At 44.4% G+C, this 23,255-nt stretch carries 14 protein-coding genes; 9 read left to right on the top strand and 5 right to left on the bottom strand.

Annotation, left to right across the window (positions count from 1 at the left end):
- Window positions 1-47: 47 nt before the first annotated feature.
- The 5 genes from BK582_RS00390 to BK582_RS00370 all read right to left on the bottom strand — a co-directional run bounded on the left by BK582_RS00390 (window position 48) and on the right by BK582_RS00370 (window position 8,787).
- Complete coding sequence (locus tag BK582_RS00390; protein ID WP_078592477.1) at window positions 48-749, bottom strand: YusW family protein; 702 nt, start codon at window positions 747-749, stop codon at window positions 48-50.
- Between the two features lie 784 nt (window positions 750-1,533).
- Window positions 1,534-2,748 (bottom strand): DUF4129 domain-containing protein, encoded by a 1,215-nt coding sequence (locus BK582_RS00385; RefSeq protein ID WP_169910689.1) that lies wholly within the window; start codon window positions 2,746-2,748, stop codon window positions 1,534-1,536.
- Entirely contained in the window at window positions 2,729-3,955 is a 1,227-nt protein-coding gene (locus tag BK582_RS00380) for a DUF58 domain-containing protein (RefSeq protein ID WP_078592475.1), read from the bottom strand. The genes BK582_RS00385 and BK582_RS00380 overlap by 20 nt, the downstream gene beginning before the upstream one ends.
- Complete coding sequence (locus BK582_RS00375; protein WP_078592474.1) at window positions 3,952-4,908, bottom strand: AAA family ATPase; 957 nt, start codon at window positions 4,906-4,908, stop codon at window positions 3,952-3,954. Before BK582_RS00375 ends, BK582_RS00380 begins: the two co-directional genes overlap by 4 nt.
- A gap of 2,616 nt (window positions 4,909-7,524) precedes the next feature.
- On the bottom strand, window positions 7,525-8,787 hold the full coding sequence (locus tag BK582_RS00370; protein ID WP_078592473.1) for a TraB/GumN family protein: 1,263 nt from the start codon (window positions 8,785-8,787) through the stop codon (window positions 7,525-7,527).
- Window positions 8,788-9,048: 261 nt separating this feature from the next.
- On the opposite strand from BK582_RS00370, the gene BK582_RS00365 reads away from it, so the two are divergent.
- The 9 genes from BK582_RS00365 to BK582_RS00325 all read left to right on the top strand — a co-directional run bounded on the left by BK582_RS00365 (window position 9,049) and on the right by BK582_RS00325 (window position 23,224).
- The gene (locus tag BK582_RS00365; protein ID WP_078592472.1) at window positions 9,049-12,339 is read left to right on the top strand and encodes a DEAD/DEAH box helicase; all 3,291 of its coding nucleotides are present in this window, start codon (window positions 9,049-9,051) and stop codon (window positions 12,337-12,339) included.
- 392 nt (window positions 12,340-12,731) lie between these two features.
- On the top strand, window positions 12,732-14,246 hold the full coding sequence (gene cshA / locus BK582_RS00360; RefSeq protein ID WP_088036064.1) for a degradosome RNA helicase CshA: 1,515 nt from the start codon (window positions 12,732-12,734) through the stop codon (window positions 14,244-14,246).
- A gap of 418 nt (window positions 14,247-14,664) precedes the next feature.
- Window positions 14,665-14,910: a hypothetical protein gene (locus BK582_RS00355; RefSeq protein ID WP_078592471.1), complete on the top strand. Its 246-nt coding sequence runs from the start codon at window positions 14,665-14,667 to the stop codon at window positions 14,908-14,910.
- Window positions 14,911-14,994: 84 nt separating this feature from the next.
- The gene (locus BK582_RS00350) at window positions 14,995-15,747 is read left to right on the top strand and encodes an NADPH-dependent oxidoreductase (protein WP_078592470.1); all 753 of its coding nucleotides are present in this window, start codon (window positions 14,995-14,997) and stop codon (window positions 15,745-15,747) included.
- 183 nt (window positions 15,748-15,930) lie between these two features.
- Window positions 15,931-16,785 (top strand): VOC family protein, encoded by an 855-nt coding sequence (locus BK582_RS00345; RefSeq protein ID WP_078592469.1) that lies wholly within the window; start codon window positions 15,931-15,933, stop codon window positions 16,783-16,785.
- Window positions 16,786-16,978: 193 nt separating this feature from the next.
- Window positions 16,979-17,746 carry a 3-hydroxyacyl-CoA dehydrogenase gene (locus BK582_RS00340; protein ID WP_078592468.1) on the top strand — a complete coding sequence of 256 codons (768 nt, stop codon included), beginning with the start codon at window positions 16,979-16,981 and terminating at the stop codon, window positions 17,744-17,746.
- 183 nt (window positions 17,747-17,929) lie between these two features.
- Window positions 17,930-19,987, top strand: coding sequence for a sigma-54-dependent Fis family transcriptional regulator (locus tag BK582_RS00335; RefSeq protein ID WP_244895301.1), 2,058 nt, complete (start codon window positions 17,930-17,932; stop codon window positions 19,985-19,987).
- A 523-nt stretch (window positions 19,988-20,510) separates the two neighbouring features.
- Window positions 20,511-22,037, top strand: a complete 1,527-nt coding sequence (locus tag BK582_RS00330) for a class I adenylate-forming enzyme family protein (protein WP_078592467.1) — start codon at window positions 20,511-20,513, stop codon at window positions 22,035-22,037.
- Between the two features lie 41 nt (window positions 22,038-22,078).
- The gene (locus BK582_RS00325; RefSeq protein WP_078592466.1) at window positions 22,079-23,224 is read left to right on the top strand and encodes an acyl-CoA dehydrogenase family protein; all 1,146 of its coding nucleotides are present in this window, start codon (window positions 22,079-22,081) and stop codon (window positions 23,222-23,224) included.
- Window positions 23,225-23,255 lie beyond the last annotated feature (31 nt).

The following is a 23,255-nucleotide window of genomic DNA, read 5'->3' as shown; positions in this document are numbered from 1 at the left end:
ACCTCAAAGGCTGCGGTCTCTCTTTATATTATAAACGGATAAAGTTATTATCCGTTATTGTTCTCATCGTCATTGCCGATGTCCATTCCATCATTGTTATCTTCTGCATCCTGGTCATCTTCACCATTGTCTTCCTGATCCTGGCTCCAGCTCCATTCAGTTTCGTTTTCCTGCTCTGGGAAGTCAATTGTCAGGGTATATTCCTGGATATCTTCTTCGTTAAACTCAAATGTTTCCGCAATTTGAGATGTGATTTCTTCCTGTTCTGTAGCAGCATCTACATGGAAGTGAGAAAGATATGTTTCCATTTCTTCCGCTGCCTGCTCCCCTTCAAGCTCTATATCGGAACCGGTAATGTTTGCTTCCGGCTCTTCACCTTCCTCCTGTGCAGGAGTATAGTTGAAGTCCCACTGTGTATCATCGACGAGAGTCACATTAAGGCTGAAGTTTTCAATGTCCTGATCCAGCACAGCTTCCGCCTCTTCATCGGATTCTGTATCAAGGCCGTCTGCTGCATTATTGTCGTTGGTGTCCAGACCATCGTTTTCATCGTTAGTATCCAGGTCAGTATTCAACTCATCGTTTTCGTTATCCTCATTATCTGCCAGATCAACTTCCGGCTCCTCATTGACTTCCTGGTTCTGGTTGTTCTGGTCATTTTGGTTGTTACCGCCTGTTTCCTCGTTACCATCACCGCAGCCGCTTACGATTACTGCTGCTGTTGCTATACTTAACGCAAATTTTTTCATGTTGATTACTCCTTCCGCAGTAGCTTTTTGTATAGTATAAGTTCAGCTTTAACAGCTACACATGCATATCCCCGGAAAATTGATGAGTATAACTCGGACTTTAGTCTTATTTTTGTTTTAAAAGTAATGAATCAAGTGTTCATTTTCAGAAAAGAGGGGGGGATTTGGTGAACGTGCCGGTCTTGTTGCGAAAAAGGGGCTGGTAGTTGCGAAAATGAAGGAGGTTGTTGCGAAATCTGGGGTATTAGTTGCGAAATGAGATTGTTGTTGCGAAAAAGGATGGTCTAGTTGCGAAACTGAAGGAGGTTGTGGCGAAATCTGGGGTGTTAGTTGCGAAATGAGATTATTGTTGCGAAAAAGGATGGTCTAGTTGCGAAACTGAAGGAGGTTGTTGCGAATCCAGGGGTGTTAGTTGCGAAATGAGATTATTGTTGCGAAAAAGGATGGTCTAGTTGCGAAACTGAAGGAGGTTGTTGCGAATCCAGGGGTGTTAGTTGCGAAATGAGATTGTTGTTGCGAAAAAGGATGGTCTAGTTGCGAAACTGAAGGAGGTTGTTGCGAAATCTGGGGTGTTAGTTGCGAAATGAGATTGTTGTTGCGAAAAAGCATGGTCTAGTTGCGAAACTGAAGGAGGTTGTTGCGAATCCAGGGGTGTTAGTTGCGAAACTGAACAAATCACCAAAAAAATCAACCACTATTATATTATTTACTTGTCACATAGACCAAACTACCAGCACAATGCAAAAGCACCTGGACCTCTCCCCAGATGCTTTCCACTTCCCTTTTAACCCGTCTTTTTTTCGGCCATCTGCTGTCTGGCATTCTTTACAGCTTCTTTGAAACTTTCCCGTTCTTCATTGCTGACATTTCCATTACTGTACCTGACTTTATAATATACAGCGGCGATCTGAGTTTTTATTTCCCGATCTACCGGGAGGCTGTTCAGCCACTCCTGAACAGTCTGATCCGGTCGCCTGCCATATCCCCTTTTCGCAAGGGCATTTTCCAGTGCCAGAAACTGCCGCCGAACTTCGTGGGCAGGTTTTACCTGTGAAATAAACCGGGAAAGGAAAGAATCCTTTTTTACGGCAGAAAGTTTTTCGTCCAGGGAATTATCATGCATTAAAACATTATTTTTCTTCGTTTTTGCCCGCTTTAAAATATAAATTAAGAACAAAAGCAAAAGGATACTGCCTGTAACCAGGCCGATGGTCTCCCAGTCCACCAGGCTGGTAGTGTACTGTGCTTCTCTTTCCTCTCTGAAAGCTTCCCATTCATCAGTACTTTCATTGATTTCTGCCATTTGCTCAGGAATCTCCAGCGGTGGTATATACTGAAACAAATACACAAGGGGAGAGAGGAGCAATGCAATAGAAAGTATTGCGATTCTCACCACAAAAAGGACTGCAGTCTGAAGCCAGATATATAACGGCCCGGCAGCAGCTGAAAAAACTGCAAGTGCTCCAAGGAGGCCGGCAGCATAGCTGATGTATTTTATGGTCTCCTTTCCGCCAGTTCCTGACCGTAGCGTCACAGATAATGCTTTTACAATTGCTGTTAAGAGAAAACTGAACAGAATGAGCACCAGTAAATGTTCCCTCGCAGGCACAGCATTCATGGTGAGATAGTAAAAAATACCTGCTGTCAGGGTGATAAAAAACAGGCGGTATTCAATTTCCTGGTCATGTTCATCCTGAATTGCTGTCACCCTCCAGAAAAATACGACAGCAAGTAATATAGCAATAAACAGATAATAGCCGTTAAAAAATGAAATCCATGCGATGAGCGGGATTGCTGCTGCCGCCAGCTTTAAAGATCTGAGTTTGCCGTAAAAAAAACCGTATATGGCAGCAGCGGAAAGTGCTGTAATAATAAATGGCGGATAAGAAGAAAAACCTTCCCCGCCGTTAACATGAAATGGGAAGAGAAGCACATAAATAGTAACCAGTTCAAGGAGATACTGAGTCCAGCGAAGGAATTCAGTTTGCAATTTTTTCACTGTCCGCCCTCCTTGCATTCCCGGTCGTTTCCTGTTCAGAGTTTTGTTCTGCCACCAGTACCACCTTTGAACCAAGCCTTGTTAACTTTTCATATTCCTTTTTTTCTTCCTCGCCATATTTTCCAAAGTGAAGAATAAGCTGCGGTTTTTCCGGCTGATTTACGAGCCGGTAAAGCGTATGGCCGGAAGGGATGGTGAATTCAAGACGGCGGATTCTTGCCAGTATTTCCAGAGCCCTTGTCAGATGTTCCATCCCCTGACCTGGAGAAAGATATAAACCGGAAGTTTCACCAGGTACTCTAATATTAATATACATTTCAAAGGCTATATTCTGCTTACTGGCAACCTGGCAGGCATACGCAGCCTGGCTCAGAACCTCTTCAAGATTTTCGATTGTGACTCTGTGGGGATCCGGGTGCCTGACGTTAATGACGAATGTCCACTTCGATAAAGTTACTTTTTCATAAACTTTAGTCTGAAGATTGTCTTTCCGTGCCGACGCCTTCCAGTTAATCCGGTTAAAGGGGTCTGAGGAAATATAATCCCTGTTTCCACGGGTGAGCATAACATCTTCATACATGGAAAAGGCAGCGTGCTGGTTTCCTTTTTGCTGGTTTGATACTTTCTCCAGTCCGGGTATTGGCAGGGGAGCAGGGTACACGATTGCTTCTCCGCGGTAGCGTCCTTTATATTCTAAGGTCATTTTGTTTAAGTTAAGTAAATCCCGCACAATGATTTTCAGCGAACGAATCTGCACGACACCTCTTTTTTTTGCCGTTAGTTCCACTGTAAAAGGACGCCTGATCCTGGAAGGTATGGAAAAAGGTGCTGTATAGTTCGCCTGCTCGCTGTTAAGCCTTTCAATATTCTTTACAGTAACAGCTTCCTCAAGGTCATAGATGACAAGGTTCAGCTCGCTATTAAATACTGGAAGCCTGCCACGGTTTTCGAATGGGATTTTAACAGCACCATCATCACCAGGAAAAAGCTTTAACACCTGGACGTTCTCTTCATCACTGATAGCAATCTTTTTAGCGGTATAACTTAAATAGTATTTATTTACAGCAATAAACAAGGCGAATAATATGGCAAGGCTGAACAAAAGAGGTTCCTGACTAATCATAGCCAGCAGAACGAGAACAGGTACGGAATAAAAAATCAGGGAATATCTTCGTGAGTAGGTTACTTTTGTTTTCCACTGATTCATTCTTTTACTGCCCCTGCTTCCACCGGAACCGCTGTATCTTCTAAAATGCCGAGCAGGACGTCTTCTTTTGTCGTTCTCATGGATGCATCCATGGTGAGTACAAGCCTGTGGCCTAGAACGTATGGTGCCAAAACCTTTACATCTTCCGGAATCACATAGTCCCGCCCTTTTAGATAGGCTCTGGCCTGTACGCTGTGCATAAGCGCGATTGTTCCCCTTGGACTCACACCGACTTCCACTTTCTCTGAATTTCTGGTGGCTCTGATCAGAGAGAGAAGATAGTTTTCTACAGGCTCGCTTATTTCAACTTTCCTGAGCTCCTGCTGCATGGATGCCAGCTCTTCCAGTGAAATGACCGAAGAAAGGTTTTCAATCGGTTCCTGTGTTCTGTACATTCTCAGCATTTTCTGTTCTTCTTCATATGTAGGATAACCAGCTTTAATTTGCATAAGAAAGCGGTCCATCTGAGCTTCCGGCAGGGCGAAAGTACCTTGCTGTGATTCAATTGGGTTTTGTGTAGCTATTACAATATAAGGTTTTGGGAGCGGCAATGTCTCCCCATCGATCGTGACCTGCCCTTCTTCCATTACTTCCAGGAGACTTGACTGAGTTCTTGGTGTTGCCCGGTTGATCTCATCTGTGAGCAGGATATTTGTCATTACAGGCCCGGGGCGCATTTCAAAGTTTTTCTCTTTAGGATTGAAAAACTGGATACCGGTTACATCGCTTGGTAGAACGTCCGGAGTAAACTGAATGCGTTTAAATTTTCCATTGATCGATCTGGCGATGGTTTTAGCAAGCATAGTCTTTCCGGTACCTGGCACATCTTCCAGAAGAACATGGCCTCTGCTTAAAAGAGCAATCATTATGAGTTCAGTCATTTCTTCTTTTCCTGTCAGTACTGTACCTACGGACTGTTTCATCTTTTGCAAAAATTCTTCCTGTCTGCGCATCGTTTCGCCCCTCTTCATTTCTTGATTAATGGCCATAAGATTTAATAATAAATATTATTATAACAAAATAATTAAACATTTTTCTGAAAAATCTGCATATAACCGTTATTAGTTTTACGGCTGAAGACCAGGGGAGGTTCCCATATTTTTGGAATGAAATCCTGTTGCAGGCTGAGGGGTTTATGCGAGGATAAGCAGCTGTATTTGAAGGGCAGACTATTACATGTAGAACGAGTGCAGAAATACTTGCTCAAAAGTTCACAAATAGTTCACGCACTATTCTGACTATCCGGGGTATACTATAAGTGAAAGGAAAACAGAATAAAAAAACAAAAGTTAACACCGGAGGAGACTCAGCCATAAGGTTGGTTCCTTAACAAGAACCTTACTTCTTAGTTTTATACAAAGGAGAAGAGTTCGTGAAACTCCTGGTTCCTAATGTTGGAAAACGAAAGAAGCTGGACGACATTGATCTCACTTCTGAGTTTGAAGACGAAAAGTGAAGGGAGAATTAAGAGAATCTGACTTCTTAGTTTGAGAACCGAAGGAGAAAGAGTTAACAAAACTTATTTCCACTAGTCGAACAGCAAAAGGAGAAAGAGGCAGAAAACTTCGCTTCTGAGTTGGAAAACAAATAATGAAGAGAAGTTGAATGAATCCTGACTTCTGAGACTAAAGACTAAATGGAAAAAGTTTAAGAACTTTATCTTCTAAGTTGAAACCTAAAAGTCGAAGAGTCCCAATGAGTGAGCTGCTTAAGAAAGTAATTCTTAAGTGGACTCGAAAAAGCATTCCAGGCTTGAGAGAAAACAGCCATGTTTAAAAAATAAAGTAAGCATCGTGGAATGCGAAACGAGGAAGCAACAAACACATATCCGTTAAGTTGGAGGGAATTATCTGGAAAGTGGGATTAATTCCGAAGGAGCAGAAAAGTGGATGATGTGAAAATGGTTGAGTCCCCTCAGGTGTTAACCAGAAGCCAGGAATAAATATAATTCCTGGTTTTTTCTTATGCGCAGCCCCGTTGCATCCCATGAGCAAGAGGAAAGGTTGCACTCAAGTAGCGCAAGAGGGTCTTGCACCCCATGAGCAAGAGGAAAGGGTGAACTCAAGTAGAGCAAGAGCGCCTTGCATCCCATGAGCGTGAGGAAAAGGTTAACTCAAGTAGCGCAAGAGCGCCTTGCACCCCATGAGCAAAAGGAAAAGGTGCACTCAAGTAGTGCAAGATCGTCTTGCATCCCATGAGCAAAAGGAAAGGGTGCACTCAAGTAGCGCAAGAGGGCCTTGCACCCCATGAGCAAAAGGAAAATGTCCACTCAAGTAGTGCAAGATCGTCTTGCATCCCATGAGCAGAAGGAAAGGATAATCTCAAGTAGCGCAAGAGCGTCTTGCATCCCATGAGCAAAAGGAAAGGATGCTCTCAAGTAGCGCAAGAGCGCCTTGCACCCCATGAGCAAAAGGAAAAGGTGCACTCAAGTAGTGCAAGATCGTCTTGCATCCCATGAGCAAAAGGAAAGGTTGCACTCAAGTAGCGCAAGAGCGCCTTGCACCCCATGAGCAAAAGGAAAAGGTGCACTCAAGTAGTGCAAGATCGTCTTGCATCCCATGAGCAAAAGGAAAGGATAATCTCAAGTAGCGCAAGAGCGTCTTGCATCCCATGAGCAAGAGGAAAGGGTTCACTCAAGTAGCGCAAGAGGGTCTTGCATCCCATGAAAAAGAGGGAAGTGTTAATTCAAGTAGTCCAAGAGGGTCTTGCATCCCATGAGCAAGAGGAAAGTGTGCACTCAAGTAGTGCAAGAGCGTCTTGCATCCCTTGAGAGAGGGGATAGGATGATCTCAAGTAGTGCAAGAGCGCCTTGCATCCCATGAGCAAGAGGGAAGGGTGAACTCAAGTAGCGCAAGAGCGCCTTGCATCCCATGAGCAAAAGGAAAGGGTTAATTCAAGTAGCGCAAGAGCGCCTTGCATCCCATGAGCAAGAGGAAAGGGTGCACTCAAGTAGCGCAAGAGCGCCTTGCATCCCATGAGCAAAAGGAAAGGGTTAATTCAAGTAGCGCAAGAGCGCCTTGCATCCCATGAGCAAAAGGAAAGGGTTAATTCAAGTAGCGCAAGAGCGCCTTGCATCCCATGAGCAAGAGGAAAGGGTGCACTCAAGTAGCGCAAGAGCGCCTTGCATCCCATGAGCAAAAGGAAAGGGTTAATTCAAGTAGCGCAAGAGCGCCTTGCATCCCATGAGCAAAAGGAAAGGGTTAATTCAAGTAGCGCAAGAGCGCCTTGCATCCCATGAGCAAGAGGAAAGGGTTCACTCAAGTAGCGCAAGAGGGTCTTGCATCCCATGAGCAAGAGGAAAGGGTGCACTCAAGTAGTGCAAGAACGCCTTGCATCCCTTGAGAGAGGGGATAGGATGAACTCAAGTAGTGCAAGAGGGTCTTGCATCCCATGAGCAAGAGGAAAGGTTGCACTCAAGTGGCGCAAGAGCGCCTTGCATCCCTTGAGAAAAGGGATAGCATCTACCCAATGAGGACAACTTTGGCTTCGGGAGTATAAATTTACCTCGTTAAACAAAAATGCTGGACAAATCCGGCCAACTTCCCGAAATTTTGTCCAGCAACAGCAGTTTACTGAATTCCTTCCTGTATATCATACCCCTGTTCTTCAAGGAGGCCGGTGATGCTTGTTTCCCCTACTAAATGGAGTGCACCAACAACTACGAAGTAAGTTTCCCCGTTGTCTCCAAGCAGGAATTCTTCAATCTTTTCTGCCATATCTTCATCACGATCGTCCTGCATTGCCCGCATAAATTCCTGGTAATCGTCACTCCATGATTCATCGATTTCCCGGTTTTCGCTCAGAGTTTCAGTATCACCGGCGCGCCAAACAGCCATTAATTCATCCATCTCTTCAGAAACAGCATCATATTCTTCAAGCGTTTCCGCCAGATATTCCCGCTGTGATTCCATGGATAACACATTGAAAACACCAAGCTGGTCTTCTACAGTTTCAAGCCCGATAATGTCAATCTGCCCGTCAGCCCGGTCCATAAAATAATTATCAATGCCATATTCATCTGTATAACCTGCCTCCATAATCGCAAGGTTGGAAACCAACGTGGCAACAAACCAAGGTTTATACATTTCCAGAATTTCAGCGTTAAAGCCAAAGGAGCGTGTTTTTTCCAGTGTCTGTTCAAAAAGATCGTCACCGATAACTTCACTCAATGTCCTGCCATCAACAAAGACTGCCTGCTGGCTCATTTGCTGGGCCATTTCAAATTCATTTATCTCCGTCATGTCTATTTCCACTGCTAGGTAATCCGCCTCTGCGAACGCGGACTCTATCTCTTCGTGCAGGGGATAAATATCAGCCATTCCTACATGAATCGAACCGAACAAATAGACTGTATTGCTGCCTTCCTCAATTTTATAAAAGACCCCTTCGGATGGAGGACCTGTTTCGTTAAAAACAACTTCTTCCACCTCTTCTTCTTCGTATTCTATTGTTACACCATTCCTGGCTAGTGCTGAAAGGTCCGGATTTTCTTCCAGGTCAACCGGATTATTCATTACAAAGACCATCTCCAGCTGTTCCAGTTCTGTCAGAGGTGAGAAATCAGAGATGTTGTTATCGCTAATATCGAGAATTTCCAGGGAAGTTAATGCTTCAATCCCATCCAAGCTTTCAATCTCCCGGCCTGCAGCATCCAGCTCTGTGAGTGAGGCTGCTTCTTCCGGTGTAATGGATTCTTCCTCAGAAGAAATTTCCGCCATTACCGCGGCTCCGAGCTGTGAATCTTCAAAAACAACACGCTCATTTTCCCCGTTACACCCCGTTAATATAAAAAATACAATTACGGTAAAAACAGTATAAGTAAGCTGTTTCATATTTGCCTCCTTGAGTATGTATGTTATTTAATGATACGTTATTAACTGGAAAAAGTTTCAATGTGAATGGCAGGAAGTAACCTGCAAATCTATCCATTGAAACAGGAATGAAATTGAGTAAATAATAATTTAAAACTTATAAAGTGTGAAAAATAATAAAATCTTATAATCTTGTATAGAATTCTTGTTAAAATGAAAGAATGTTAGAAATAAGTAACAATGCTCATTTTGTAAAAGACCATCCCAGGCAGGGTGATATAGATGAAAATAAATGAAATAACTGATAAGAAAATAGAAGAATTGTGCAGCCCGGTAATATTCGGCAAAGGGAAAAAATATTATTACAGGGATGCGGTGAAGGGAATTCAGTTTTTCCCTGAGCAAAAGCTCTTTGCCGCGGAAGTACATGGTTCAGAAATATATGAGGTAGAGACCTTAGTGGACCAGAAGGGGGACTTATGGGGGCACAGCTGTACATGCCCTGCATTTGAAACGTACCCGGGGATATGTAAACACATCGTTGCATTTCTGCTGGAACTTAGCAGCAGGGATACCGATTTTGCTCTCTTTGAAACAACCATAAACAATAATTTTACGGAAAAAGCAGCAGGAAAGGAAGATCACACTATCAGTAATGAAATAGATTATATGGAAAAAATGAAAGCGACCAATATGATTCAGTCGTTTCAGCAAATTTATATGAAGAAGCAGGAAACATACCATGAGCGTGAGACGCTCCAGGTGGAGTATCATTTAAAACTTGAGCCTAAGCTTTATTCCTTCCGGCAGGCTTCTTTTGAACTGGAACTGAAAGTGGGACCGAAGCGGCTCTATGTGGTCAAAGACCTGAAAGAGTTTCTGCGTGCGGTGCATACAGACCAGACACTTAAGTTTGCGAAACTGTTCACATATGACCCTGCTGATTACGTATTTTCTGAGGAAGACACGGAAATTCTTCAATGGCTCTGGCGGCTCTTCCATCTAAGGGATGATCAGCATAAGCGGACCTATTACACATACGGCAGTTACGGCAAGGATGAGCGCCGTTATCTGGATATCCCTGCTCCCGTTGTAACAGAGCTACTGGAAAAACTGCAGACAAGAGATACTGTGGTTCACCTCCCTGACAGGGAATATAATGGGTTCGAAGTAATGGAGCAGAACAATGGAACTCTTCCCCTTGAATTCAGTATCGGCAATTCTTCGGAGCATCCTGGCCAGTTTCATTTTCGCTGGGATAATGAGGAGGATATCTCCTTCTTCGGCACAGACTATAATATTCTTTTTCATAAAGGGCGTTTTTTTCCAATGGAGCCGGCGCAGGCGGAATCTGTTAATCTGCTGTTAAACCATCTTGCAACCCATCATCCTGCAGAAGTAACAATTACACAGGATCAGCTGGAGAACTTCGCTTCTCTCGTGTTACCGCAGCTTCAGAAGCTTGGTGACGTGGATGTGAGCGAGAATATCCGGGAAAAAATTCAGATGGCCCCGCTGAAGGGAAAGCTGTATGTTGATTATCAGGACGACAGACTTACGGCAGAGCTGATTTTTCAGTACGGAGAAGAACAATATTCTCCTTTTGACCCGCCGCAGCCATACAGTGGGAGGGTGACAGTAAGAGATGTGGAAAAAGAATTGTTCCTGCTGTCTCATATAGAACGTATTCCCTTTAAGTATAACGGTAAGGAACTGTATCTCGAAGATTTTGATGCTATTCTCGACTTTGTCATGGAGGAACTTCCGCAACTTTCCCAATGGCTCGATGTATTTGCAACCTCACGGGTCAAAGGACTGATTTATGATCCGATGGAGCGTCCGTCTGTAAAGGTAGATGCGGATGAACGGCTCAACCTTCTTGAAGTGGAATTTCAGATGGAAGGCATTGAAGAATCGGAAATCGACCAGGTGCTTAAAGCACTGATGGATAATAAGAAATATTACCGCCTTTCCAGTGGTTCATTTCTTCATCTGGAGGATAACGAATTCAAGGATATGAAGGGGATACTTGAAGAGCTGAATCTTGGAAAAAATGATGTGCAGCACCAGACAACGCTTCCAATGATGCGGGCATTCCAGCTGACTGATGACAGAGGCTTTGATATTAAGCGGGGAAAAGCATTCCGCAGCCTTGTTGAGAAAATCATGCATCCTCAGGAAGTGGAGGTAAATATTCCTGATGAGCTGGAATCAGTACTCCGGGATTATCAGAAAACAGGCTTCAAATGGCTTAGTACGCTTTCCTACTATGGCTTTGGCGGTATTCTCGCGGACGACATGGGGCTTGGAAAAACCTTACAGGTCATTACTTACCTTCTTGCCCAAAAAAGGGACGGTAAGCTTGGCCAGACAATGATTATCTGCCCATCAAGCCTTGTATATAACTGGCAGAAGGAAATCGAGCGGTTTGCTCCTGAACTCTCGAGTGTTGTCATCAGCGGTTCCGTAGAGGAAAGGCGGGAAGCACTCGATATAGGTGAAGAAACGGATATCTGGATAACATCCTATCCGCTTATCCGCCGTGACCTGGAAGCATATGTAGAAAGACAGTTTACAACGCTCATTCTTGATGAAGCTCAATATGTGAAGAACGACTGGACGAAAACATCTAAAGCTGTTAAATCTGTCAGGGCGAACCAGGCTTTCGCTCTCAGTGGTACACCTGTTGAAAATAATTTGAATGAATTATTTTCGATTTTTGACCTTGTCCTCCCAGGCCTGTTTAAAAACAAAGCTGCATTCAAGGCAATGGATCAGGAAAAGGTTGCAAAGCGGATCCGGCCGTTTGTTTTACGCAGACTCAAAAAGGATGTATTAACAGAACTTCCGGACAAAATGGAGTCCGTACAATATACAGAGCTTACGGGCGAGCAGAAGAAAATGTATCTGGCTCAGCTCCGGCTTATCCAGAGTGACGCTAAGGCAGCGATAAAATCACAAACATTCCAGGAAAACCGGATGAAGATACTTGCCGGGCTCACACGTCTCCGGCAGATTTGCTGCCACCCGTCCCTGTTTGTTAATGAGTACAGCGGCGGCTCAGGAAAAATGGAGAGGCTATTTGAATATCTGGAAGAAGCGATTTCAAACGGGCGCCGGGTGGTCTTGTTCAGCCAGTTCACTTCCATGCTCGGCCTTATTAAAGAACGACTCAAGCAGTATGGCTGGGATTATCATTATCTCGATGGCACCACTCCTTCAAAGGATCGGGTCGAGCTTGCGGACCGGTTCAACAGCGGAGAAAAAGAATTGTTCCTGATTTCTCTCAAAGCCGGCGGGACCGGGCTGAACTTAACAGGGGGAGATACAGTAATTCTCTATGACTCCTGGTGGAATCCTGCTGTGGAAGAGCAGGCAGCGGACCGGGTTTACCGGTTCGGCCAGAAGAATGTCGTTCAGGTGACGAAGCTTATTACAACAGGGACTATAGAGGAAAAAATTCATAAGCTGCAAGGCCAGAAGCGGGAACTTCTCGACCGTGTCATCCAGCCAGGTGAGCAGATGATCTCCTCCCTAAGCAAGGAAGATATTGAAGAGCTTCTGGAAATTTAACAGCAGTAAGAAAACCACCGGTAGTAATTATCGGTGGTTTTTATATTAATCAAAGTTTATTTCAGAGGCAGGAAGGGGATAATGAAATTAGGTGATAAGGAATAGGCTCCTGCTCCACTGCTGTGCATGAAAAATAAAAAAAGTTCGCTTATTGCAGCAAGATGTGGTAGAGTTAACAGGTTGATTAATTGCATGAACTTTCATTTCGGGGAAAAACTAACCAGTAAGACTCCGTAAATGAATATTTTTATACGAATAGGACATCGAATGTATTTTGAGCTTATTCCGTGCTGAAGAATAAGCTTTTTTATATGGACAGATAATATGTAAAGCACAGGTTATTTTTCGCATGTTCAGATCGTATAGAAAAATGCGAAAGGAGAATAAAAAAAGTGGCATTATTTAGAGATTTAAACATTGATGAAACAATACTGAAGTCAATTGAACGCATGGGGTTTGAGGAAACGACCCCGATCCAGGAACAAGTTATTCCTCTTGGTAAAGAAGGCAAGGACATTATCGGCCAGGCACAGACAGGAACAGGAAAAACAGTAGCATTCGGTATTCCGTGTGTGGAAAGAATTCGTCCTGATGAAAAGCATCCGCAGGCACTGGTTCTTACACCAACCCGTGAACTGGCTATCCAGGTTGCGGAAGAATTGAACAAACTGGGGCGTGACAAAGGTGTGCAGGCGCTTCCTATTTACGGTGGACAGGCGATCACGCGCCAGATTAGTGCGTTAAAGCGCCGACCGCAAATTATTGTAGCTACACCAGGACGTTACATGGACCATATGAACCGGAAAACGATCCGCCCGGAGCATCTTGATATCCTTGTTTTAGACGAAGCGGACGAAATGCTTAGCATGGGCTTCATTGAAGACATTGAAACAATTCTTGAAGAAGTACCAGATGAGCGCCAGACACTGTTGTTTTCCGCAACAATGCCTCCTAAGCTCAGAACGATTGCTGACAGGTTTATGAAAGACCCTGTTTCTATCGCAGTAAAAGCGAAACAGCTGACTGTGGAAAACATTGACCAGCGTTATATGGTACTCCCGGAAAAAGATAAGTTTGACGTACTTTGTAACCTCCTTGATAAGGAAACGCCTGAACTGGCGATCATCTTCGGACGCACAAAACGCCGCGTTGATGAATTAATGGAATCCCTGAGCATCAGAGGGTTTGCGGTAGACGGACTTCATGGAGACATGAAGCAGGAGCGTCGTGACCTGGTTATCCGCAAATTTAAACGCGGAGCAATCGATGTAATGGTTGCAACAGATGTAGCTGCCCGCGGACTTGATGTTAATAACGTTACTCATGTTATTAACTTTGACCTGCCTCAGGATTCTGAAAGCTACGTGCACAGAATCGGACGTACTGGGCGTGCAGGGAAAAAGGGTATTTCATACAGTTTCGTAACACCGAGGGAAACTGACCATCTTCATTATATTGAGAACAGCACGAAAAAGCGGATGACGGAAATTAAACCGCCAACGTACAACGATGCACTTGAAGGTCGTTATGAACAAGCAGTAGAACAGCTAAGAAGCTCTGTTGGAAAAGAAGGAAGAGCTCAGCTTGAAGATGAAGCAGCAAAGCTTCTTGAAGAGTTTGATGCACTGACTTTAGTATCTGCCGCATTGCAAATGGTGACTAAAGAGCCAAGCAAAAAGCAGGTTAAAATAACAGGTGAAGCACCTGTCCGCTCTAAACGGGGCGGCGGAAAAGGCGGCGGCGGAAAAGGTGGCGGCAAACGCGGCGGCGGTGGAAACCGCGGCGGTGGCTATCGTGGAGGCCGTGGGAACGATCGTGGCGGAAGCGGTGGCGGTTTGAAGATTAATGCAAACAAACGCTCCGGCAAGAAAGACCGTGACCGCAACCGAGGCGGCCGGAATAAATAATTTAATTAGTTGAACTGCTGTGGAGTAATGCTCCGCAGCAGTTTTTTTAACAGACTTAATTTACATCTGCATAGGGAATGTCTATAGGAATGCAAGGGGTGTTGCAGCTATGTGGAGGAGCAGCTCCGCTTCTCAGATAACGAAAGCGGCAGATTCGTTCCCTCGCTCAGGGTAAACTGATCATCCAGGTAACGAAAGCGGCACATTCGTCCCCTCGCCCAGGGCAAACTAGTCACTCAGGTAACGAAAGCCACTCTTTGTGGCCGTTTAGAGAGCATCCAACTTTGAAGCAAGCCGATATTAATTTTCGAGATATAAACTAATTGGTATTTTGTTTCTTCTTTTTTAAAAAAGGATAAAGTACAGAGAAACGGCATATTATTTTGCAGGCGAGACGATAAAAGGAGCGTGAAGATAAATGGCATACAGTCAGCCACCGAAAAGCCCTGGAGTGGCCGCAGTGCTTAGCGCGCTGTTCACAGGGATTGGCCAGATTTATAACGGCCAGATTTTCAAGGGAATCTTTTTTATAATTATCCAGGCGATTAATGGACTATTAATGTATGTGTTAATCGGTTTTATTACGTACCCGATCTTTTGGATCTACGGTATGATTGACGCGTACAGAAGTGCGGAAAAAATAAACAGAAGGGCAAGGGTTTAGCGTTCTTAAATGCATTTCATTCGATAAGGTGAGCCAGGAATTGTTATACTACTCACAAACCAACGAGAAGCAGGAGAGATGACAATGAATGAAGTAATCAACTTATTGACAAACCACCGCTCGTACCGTGAATACAAAGATGAGCCGGTTACAGATGAACAAATCAGCCAGATTGTGAAGGCTGCAATGTCGTCGGCAAACTGGATTAACGGGCAGCAGGTTACGATTATTGAAGTACAGGACAAGGAACGTAAAGCAAAGCTTGCTGAGCTTGTAGGAAACCAGAAATATGTGGACGAAGCACCTGTATTTTTTGTGTTCTGCCTTGATTTTTACCGGGCGAAGCTTGCGGCTGAAAAACAAGGCAAAGAGTTCAATCTTCCTGACAGCGGGGCGGAAGCTTTGATGATTGGAGCAACTGATGTGGGGATTGCTCTCGGTACGGCTACCTCAGCTGCAGAATCAATGGGTCTGGGAACTGTGCCAATCGGAGGCATCAGAAGAAATCCGCAGGAAGTGATTGAACTGCTGGAGCTTCCGGAATATGTGTTTCCAGTGTCAGGCCTTGTATTGGGGCACCCGGCATCCGACCCTGGACAAAAGCCAAGACTGCCAGTAGCAGTGGTGCATCATAAAGAGAGCTATAATAAAAATCTTAAAGAGTATATTGACCAGTTTGACGACACTTTTTCCAACTACATGCTTGAGCGGACCAACGGTGAAAAATCAGCAGAGTGGTCCGGCAATGTAGCAGTCTTTTACTCTGAGAGATATAAAATTTTTGCCGATAATGTGATTCCGGCGTTAAAAAACCAGGGATTTAATTTTAATGATTAATGCAAAGCACCTTCAGCGGAAGGTGCTTTTTCCATATAAACAAATAGATTTAAATTTATTACTTGATTAAATTACGTTACTAAAATATAATTACTTACATAAAGTAACTTGAAAATTTTATGAAAGCTTTCTAATCAGGAAACGTTAGAAGATAAATACTATTAAAAAAAGGGGTAATTACACATGGAAAAAAAGTTTTTTCAGGAACCGGCAGTATATGTAGGGGAAGTTAATATAAATGTCACTGATATCGAAAGGTCCATTGAGTATTATGAAAAAATTATCGGCTTCAAAACATTGGACCGTTCAGAAAGAAGTGCTGTGCTGACTGCGGACGGGAAGAAGCCGCTGCTTGTGCTGGAACAGCCGGAAGACGTGATTCCGAAACAAGGACGGACTACAGGTTTGTTCCACTTTGCAATACTGCTTCCAGGCAGGGAGTATCTCTCCTCCTTTCTGAGGCATATCGCGGAAAACAACGTGCAAATCGGCGCTTCAGACCATATTGTCAGCGAGGCGATATATTTAACTGACCCGGACGGCAATGGTATTGAAGTATACAGAGACCGCCAATCCTCTGAATGGAGCTGGACTAATGGGAACGTGACCATGGCTACTGAGCCTCTGGACGCTCAGGGAGTCCTTGCGGAGAGCAATAAAAAATGGAACGGCCTTCCGGAAGAAACAGTTATGGGGCATATTCATCTGCACGTTTCAGAGCTGAAAAAAACAGAGGAATTTTATAATCAGCTAGGTTTCAAGGTTGTTACTAATTATCCAGGAGCGCTGTTTATGTCAACGCACGGATACCACCACCACATTGGACTGAATGTCTGGAATGGAGAAGGCGCTCCCGCTCCGGCCAAAAACAGTGCAGGGCTGAACTGGTTTGTTCTTGAGTATAGCGAACAGGCTGCTGAAGATGCGGTGCAGAAGCTGGAAATTATAGATGCAACTGTGGAACAGGTTTCAGAAGGGTACAAAACAGTGGACCCTTCTGGAAACACTATTTTACTCAGAACAAAAAGGAATAATTAATTTTTCTCAAAAGCATTGGCGTCCGTTCAGCTTTTGTCCATTTTCTGTACAGTAATATGTGCAGAAGATGGACGGAGGATAAACAGCTCCCCCTGAAAATCTTGCCCCGCCTCCTTTTTCCGGCCCTCCGCATAGTTGGTATGAATATTGCATTATAAATAAGATGCATTCATATAACTGGGAGGTTGCAGAAATGAAAATAAAAGATACAGTAGCGGTAGTAACCGGGGGGGCTTCAGGCCTTGGGGAAGCAGTAGTGAGATATGTGGCGGAAAACGGAGGCAAGGCAGTAATCCTTGATTTAGCTGAAGAGAGAGGGACTGAACTGGCAGAGGAATTGGGAAGCACCGCTCTCTTTGTAAAAACGAATGTAGCAGAGGAATCCAGTGTCCAGGATGCTCTGAACAAAGCAGTTGAACAGTTCGGGAATATTAACACTGTTGTTAATTGCGCTGGTATTGGAGTAGCAAAAAAAGTATTGAGCAAAAAAGGAGTTCATGAGCTTCAGTCATTCTCCAAAGTGATTGAGGTGAATCTCATCGGCACGTTTAATGTTGTAAGGCTGGCAGCAGAGAAAATGACAGGAAACGAACCAAATGAATCTGGTGAAAGAGGCGTGATCATTAATACAGCATCAGTCGCTGCCTTTGAGGGGCAGATTGGGCAGGCAGCCTACAGTGCTTCAAAAGGCGGAGTAGCCGCCATGACCATGCCTTTATCAAGGGAGCTTGCGGCTTTCGGCATCCGGGTGATGACAATCGCTCCAGGATTATTCGATACACCTATGTTTTCTTCTCTGCCGGAGGAGGCGAGGACAGCGCTCGGAAAAATGACACCATTTCCTTCACGTCTTGGAAAGCCGGCGGAATACGCCCAGCTCGCAGGCAGTATTATTGAAAACCCGATGTTAAATGGGGAAGTAATCCGCCTGGACGGCGCGATCAGAATGCAGCCAAAATAAGTTTTTAGCCGAATATCACTCAAGCAACAACCCCCCGTGATTTTTTGTTACCTGGACCGCCAGCTAATCTGCTGACAGGGACACAAAATTTTGCGGGGGTGTTTTTTATTTAATTATTCGGAAAAATCCCTTAATTTGTTATAAAATAGCAGTAAGACAAATTTAAAGGGGATTGATAGGGTGGTGAACCTGAAAGAAATTATGACTCCGGCTGACTGCAGTATAAAAAGGGAGGAGACTGTATTAAAAGCTGTTGCTGTAATGAAACAGAAAAAGTGGGATATTGTGCCTGTCCTGAATGGGGAAGGTAAACTGGACGGAATTTTTACAAGAAGCACCCTCTTTGACATGATTCTGGAAAACAAACCATTAACCGAACCTGTCCATAATTTTTTAAAAAGAGATGCAGTTGCAGTAGATTACCGTACCCCTTTTGAGACGGTGAAAGAAATGGTGGAAAAAAGCGGGGTAGGTACAGGAGTGATCACCGAAGAAGACGGAAGGGTGATCGGACTCCTTCGAAAAACTGATATGGTAATGGGTTTGCTTCGTTCCTCTAATGCCTTGAAAGAGCAGCTGGAGACGGTACTGAAAATATCCCATCTCGGAGTATTGATGACAGATGGCGACAAACGAATTGTATATGCTAATGATCAGTTTATCAGGATGTCCGGCCAGGAGCTGAACGGCCTTGCTGGAAAACAGTTAGTCACTCTTTTTCCGGACCTGGACTGCGACTCAATAGACTCCCTGTTCTTCTCTAAAGTTAATATAGGAAATGAGCAGGCGATGCTCAGGCTTTCCTCGTTTAAGACAGGTGAGAACAGCCGGGGCCTGATTGCATTGCTTCAGGATATTTCCGAGCTGGAACAGATGGCTCAGGAACTTAAGACGGTGAAAAATCTGAAGCAGACACTTGATACGGCAATTGAACATGCTTACGACGGCATTTTAATGGTTAACGAAAAGAAAAAAGTAACAATGGTAAGCCCCCCTCTTCTGGATTTATTTTCACTGGAAAAAGAAGAGGTGTTACATAGACCGATAGAACAGGTACTGCCGCAGATGAACTTATGCTCTGTTTTTCAAAGCGGGGAAGCGGAACTGAGCGACTTTCTGGAAGTGAACGGGATCAAATATATTGTTAACAAAATACCAGTTGAACAAGATGGGGAAATCATCGGCGCTCTGGGGAAAGTGATGTTCCGTCAGCTGAACCAGGTGAGTGAATTATTTAATAAACTGGAAAAAGCGGAAAAGAAAGCGGCTTATTATAAGACCCAGCTCCAGCAAACGGAGACTGCGCGTTTTACATGGGATGAAATCATCAGCAGCGACCCCTATGTAGAAAAATTGAAGAGAAGTGCCAGAAAAGCGGCAAAAGGCCGGTCTACCATCCTGATCAGAGGAGAGAGCGGTACTGGGAAGGAACTCTTTGCTCATGCGATTCACGGCAGCAGTGTAAGGAAGGATGGGAAATTCGTCACTGTAAACTGTGCGGCAATCCCGGAGCACCTGCTGGAATCGGAGTTTTTTGGCTATGAAGACGGAGCCTTTACTGGAGCAAGGCAAAAAGGGAAAATAGGCAAATTTGACCTGGCAAACGGAGGCACTCTTTTTTTAGATGAGATAGGAGACATGTCGCTGGCTTTGCAAGCGAAACTGCTTCGGGTGCTTCAGGAAAGAGAGTTTTACCGGGTGGGAGGCACGCAGAGAATCCATGTGGATGTGCGGATTATCGCCGCGACTAACCGCTCACTTGAGGAAATGGTGGAAAAAGGGGAATTCCGGGAAGACCTGTACTACCGGCTGAATGTCATATCCCTTCAAATCACGCCGCTTCGGGAAAGAAAGGCAGATATTTACCTGCTTACGGACACATTTATTAAGCAGCTGAACCGCATGCTTGGCACGAGTATTACTGGGATTGAGAAAAACGCGGAAGCAGTGATGATGAACTATGACTGGCCCGGAAATGTAAGGGAATTAAAAAATGTCCTGGAAAGAGCAATGACTTTTGCTGAGACAGGGAAAATTATCCTGGAAGACCTTCCCGAGTACATGATTAATATAAAGCTGCCCGCTGCTGAGGAGCCTGAGCTCAAAATGGCCGAAAGTGCTGAGAAGTCAGTGATTCAGAGGGCACTGGACAATGCGGGCGGCAATAAAACAAAAGCTTCGCAGTTACTGGGGATCAGCAGGTCCGGACTTTATGAAAAGCTAAAGAAATATCAACTTTGATAATAAATAAAGGGTTTGTTTCTGTGGGGAAATTCATGAAACAGCAGATTAAAAAGCAGACCAAATCGGGGGATTTGGTCTGCTAAGTTCTTGATTTATCAGGATTACATTGCTTTGCGAATGGTGTGGATCCGGAACGTTGTTGCGTAATGACTACATAGTTGAGATAGCGGAATGAGAATCCGCAAAGAAATTGCAACGGTTCCTCATTCGGTTAAACCAAGGAAAAGAGTGATTCAGACATCCGCAATAAGCACAGTCGCTACGGATCACCCGAACAATACCGCATCTACTTGCTTTTAAAAAGAGTGTCTATTTATTGGACACTCTTTTTTCCGTTGTGTACAGATTTTCTCCACAGCCTGCAAATAAAAGAAGCCACGGTACTTTATTTCTTGTCGTAATAATTTATTTTTCTGATAATTCAAGGGGTTCCCATACGAATCCCCTTAACTGGCACAGTCCTTGCATTAAATAAAGGTGAGAGAAGAATGCACCTGATATTAAAAAGGAGGAATGGGGTTTGGATATAGGGTCATATTTGTCTGTAAATGCCAGGAATATCGGTGAAAAAAAGGCCATCAGCTGTGAAGGAAGAGAGTACACTTATCGGGAGTTTAACGAAGAAGTAAATAAGCTTGCCCATGGTCTCATAGGGCTTCCTGTTAAAAAGGGAGATAAAGTCGCTCTCATGATGAAGAACTCCGAGTATTTCGTTTTTGCCTATTTCGCTCTCGCCAAGCTTGGTGCTGTCGCGGTGCCGATTAATTTCCGCCTGACAGCTATTGAAGTGAAGTACATTCTTAAGCAGTCAGAAGCAGCCGTGGTTTTCTGTGATGAGGAATTTGATGAAACGATGGAGGAAGCTTCAACAGAGACGGAAGTAAAAACAATATTTACCGTCGGGCAGCCGAAAGTACTTTCCCATGTTTCCTATGGAGAACTACTCACGGACAATACAGAAGAACCTACTGTTAACGTAAAGGATTCAGACGACCTTGAAATCCTGTACACTTCCGGAACAACAGGCCGGCCTAAAGGGGCTTTGTTCGACCATAAGAGAGTATTCCATGTTGGACTTACGATGATTGTTGGGATGGGCATTAATCAGCATGATAGATTCCTCCATATCGCTCCACTTTTCCATTCAGCCCAGCTTAATCTTTTTCTCGTTTCTGGTGTTGTATTGGGAGCCTATCATGTAATCCACCGGGATTTTCACCCAGTCGAAACGTTAAAGGCAATTGAGAACCATAAAATCACCCATTTCTTTGGCGTGCCGGCTATGTACAATTTTATGCTGCAGGTGCCGAACGCAAAAGAATACGATCTGTCATCCATACAGCGGTGCGGTTATGGAGCAGCGCCAATGGCACCTGAAATCGTCCGGAAAAGTATGGAATTGTTCAAAACAGATCGTTTCTTTAATCTTTGTGGACTGACGGAGGCGGGGCCAGGAGGTATTTTACTTGATCCTGAAGGACATAAAAACCATCTTGGCAAAGGCGGCAAGTCTATATTTGGCACAGAAGCGAGAGTTGTAGATGGGGCAGGGGAAGATTCACAGCCAGGCTCGGTAGGAGAGTTTATACTCCGGGGAGAATCCATCATGAAAGAGTATTTCAAAAAACCGGAAGAAACGAAAAAGACTTTAAAAGATGGATGGCTTTATACAGGCGATCTGGCAGTCAGAGACGAAGAAGGGTATATTACGCTCGTGGACAGGAAAAAAGACATGATCATATCAGGCGGCGAGAATGTGTATTCCATTGAAGTGGAACAGGTGATGTTTGAACATCCCCAGGTTCTTGACGCGGCTACGATCGGCCTCCCTGATGAAGTATGGGGCGAAGCAGTGACAGCCATCGTTGTGCCAAAAGAAGGCGAGACGATTGATGAAGAAGAGTTCAGGAGCTTCTGCCGGGAAAAATTAGCCGGCTACAAAGTCCCGCGGCGGATTATATTTGAAAAGCAGCTTCCGAGAAACGCTTCAGGAAAAATACTGAAATACCATCTTCGGGAAAAATTCCAGCAAAAAATAGAATCCTAGAAAATACACTACTGGATTTAAAACAAAACGGAGGTAACAAAATGAAACATCCTTATTTAACAGAAGACCATGAAATGTTCCGTAAAGCGCTGCGGAAATTTCTTGATAAAGAGGCGTCTCCTCATTTTGAAAAGTGGGAGGAAGACAGGCTGATACCAAGATCCTTCTGGAAGAAGATGGGGGAGCAGGGTTTTCTCTGCCCTGATGTTGATGAGAAATATGGAGGATCTGGTACAGACTGGGGCTTCTCCGTAGTCATTAATGAAGAGCTTGAACGAGTGGGGACTAGTTTAATAGGTATAGGGCTCCATAACGATATTGTTATCCCTTATATCACTGCCTATGGTACAGAGGAGCAAAAAGACCGCTGGCTGCCTGATTGTGTAACAGGAGACACGATTACTGCCATTGCGATGACAGAGCCTGGAGCAGGGTCAGACCTGGCAAATATAAAAACGACAGCAGTTTCAGAGGGAGACCATTATGTACTTAACGGGCAGAAAACGTTTATAACGAACGGTATTCATGCAGATCTTGTTATTGTTGCCTGTAAGACGGACCCGGATGCTGTGCCTAAACATAAAGGGATCAGCCTTCTCGTAGTGGAAAGAGGGATGGAGGGATTCTCCCGGGGAAGGAAGCTGGATAAGATCGGGCTTCACAGCCAGGATACAGCCGAGCTGATTTTCGAAGATTGCAAGGTCCCGAAAGAAAATCTTCTCGGCGAAGAAGGAAAAGGGTTCCTCTATTTAATGGATAAACTGCAGCAGGAGCGTCTCCTGGTTGCTATTGGCGCCCAGACAGCCTCGGAAGATATGCTGGAAATGACACTGGAATATGTGAAAACGAGAAAAGCATTCGGCAAGACGATCAGCCAGTTTCAGAATACGCAGTTCAAGTTAGTGGAAATGGCCACGGAAATAGAGATCGGGAGAACTTTCCTTGATCAGCTGATCGCGAGACATATGGCAGGGGAAGACGTAGTTACCCAGGTGTCCATGGCAAAATGGAAGCTGACAGAAATGGCCCGGAATATTGCAACAGAGTGCATGCAGCTGTACGGTGGTTACGGCTATATGGAGGAATATAAAATAGCGAGAAGATACAGGGACACTCCAGTTTCCGCCATTTACGCAGGAACGAATGAAATTATGAAGACGATCATTGCGAAAAAAATGGGGTTGTAAGCAGCCGGAACAATAACCGGAGGCAATTAAT

The organism is Evansella clarkii, assembly GCF_002019695.1.
In the GTDB taxonomy this organism is placed as follows: Bacteria; Bacillota; Bacilli; order Bacillales; family Salisediminibacteriaceae; genus Evansella; species Evansella clarkii.
This window is presented reverse-complemented; position numbering and strand designations above follow the sequence as displayed.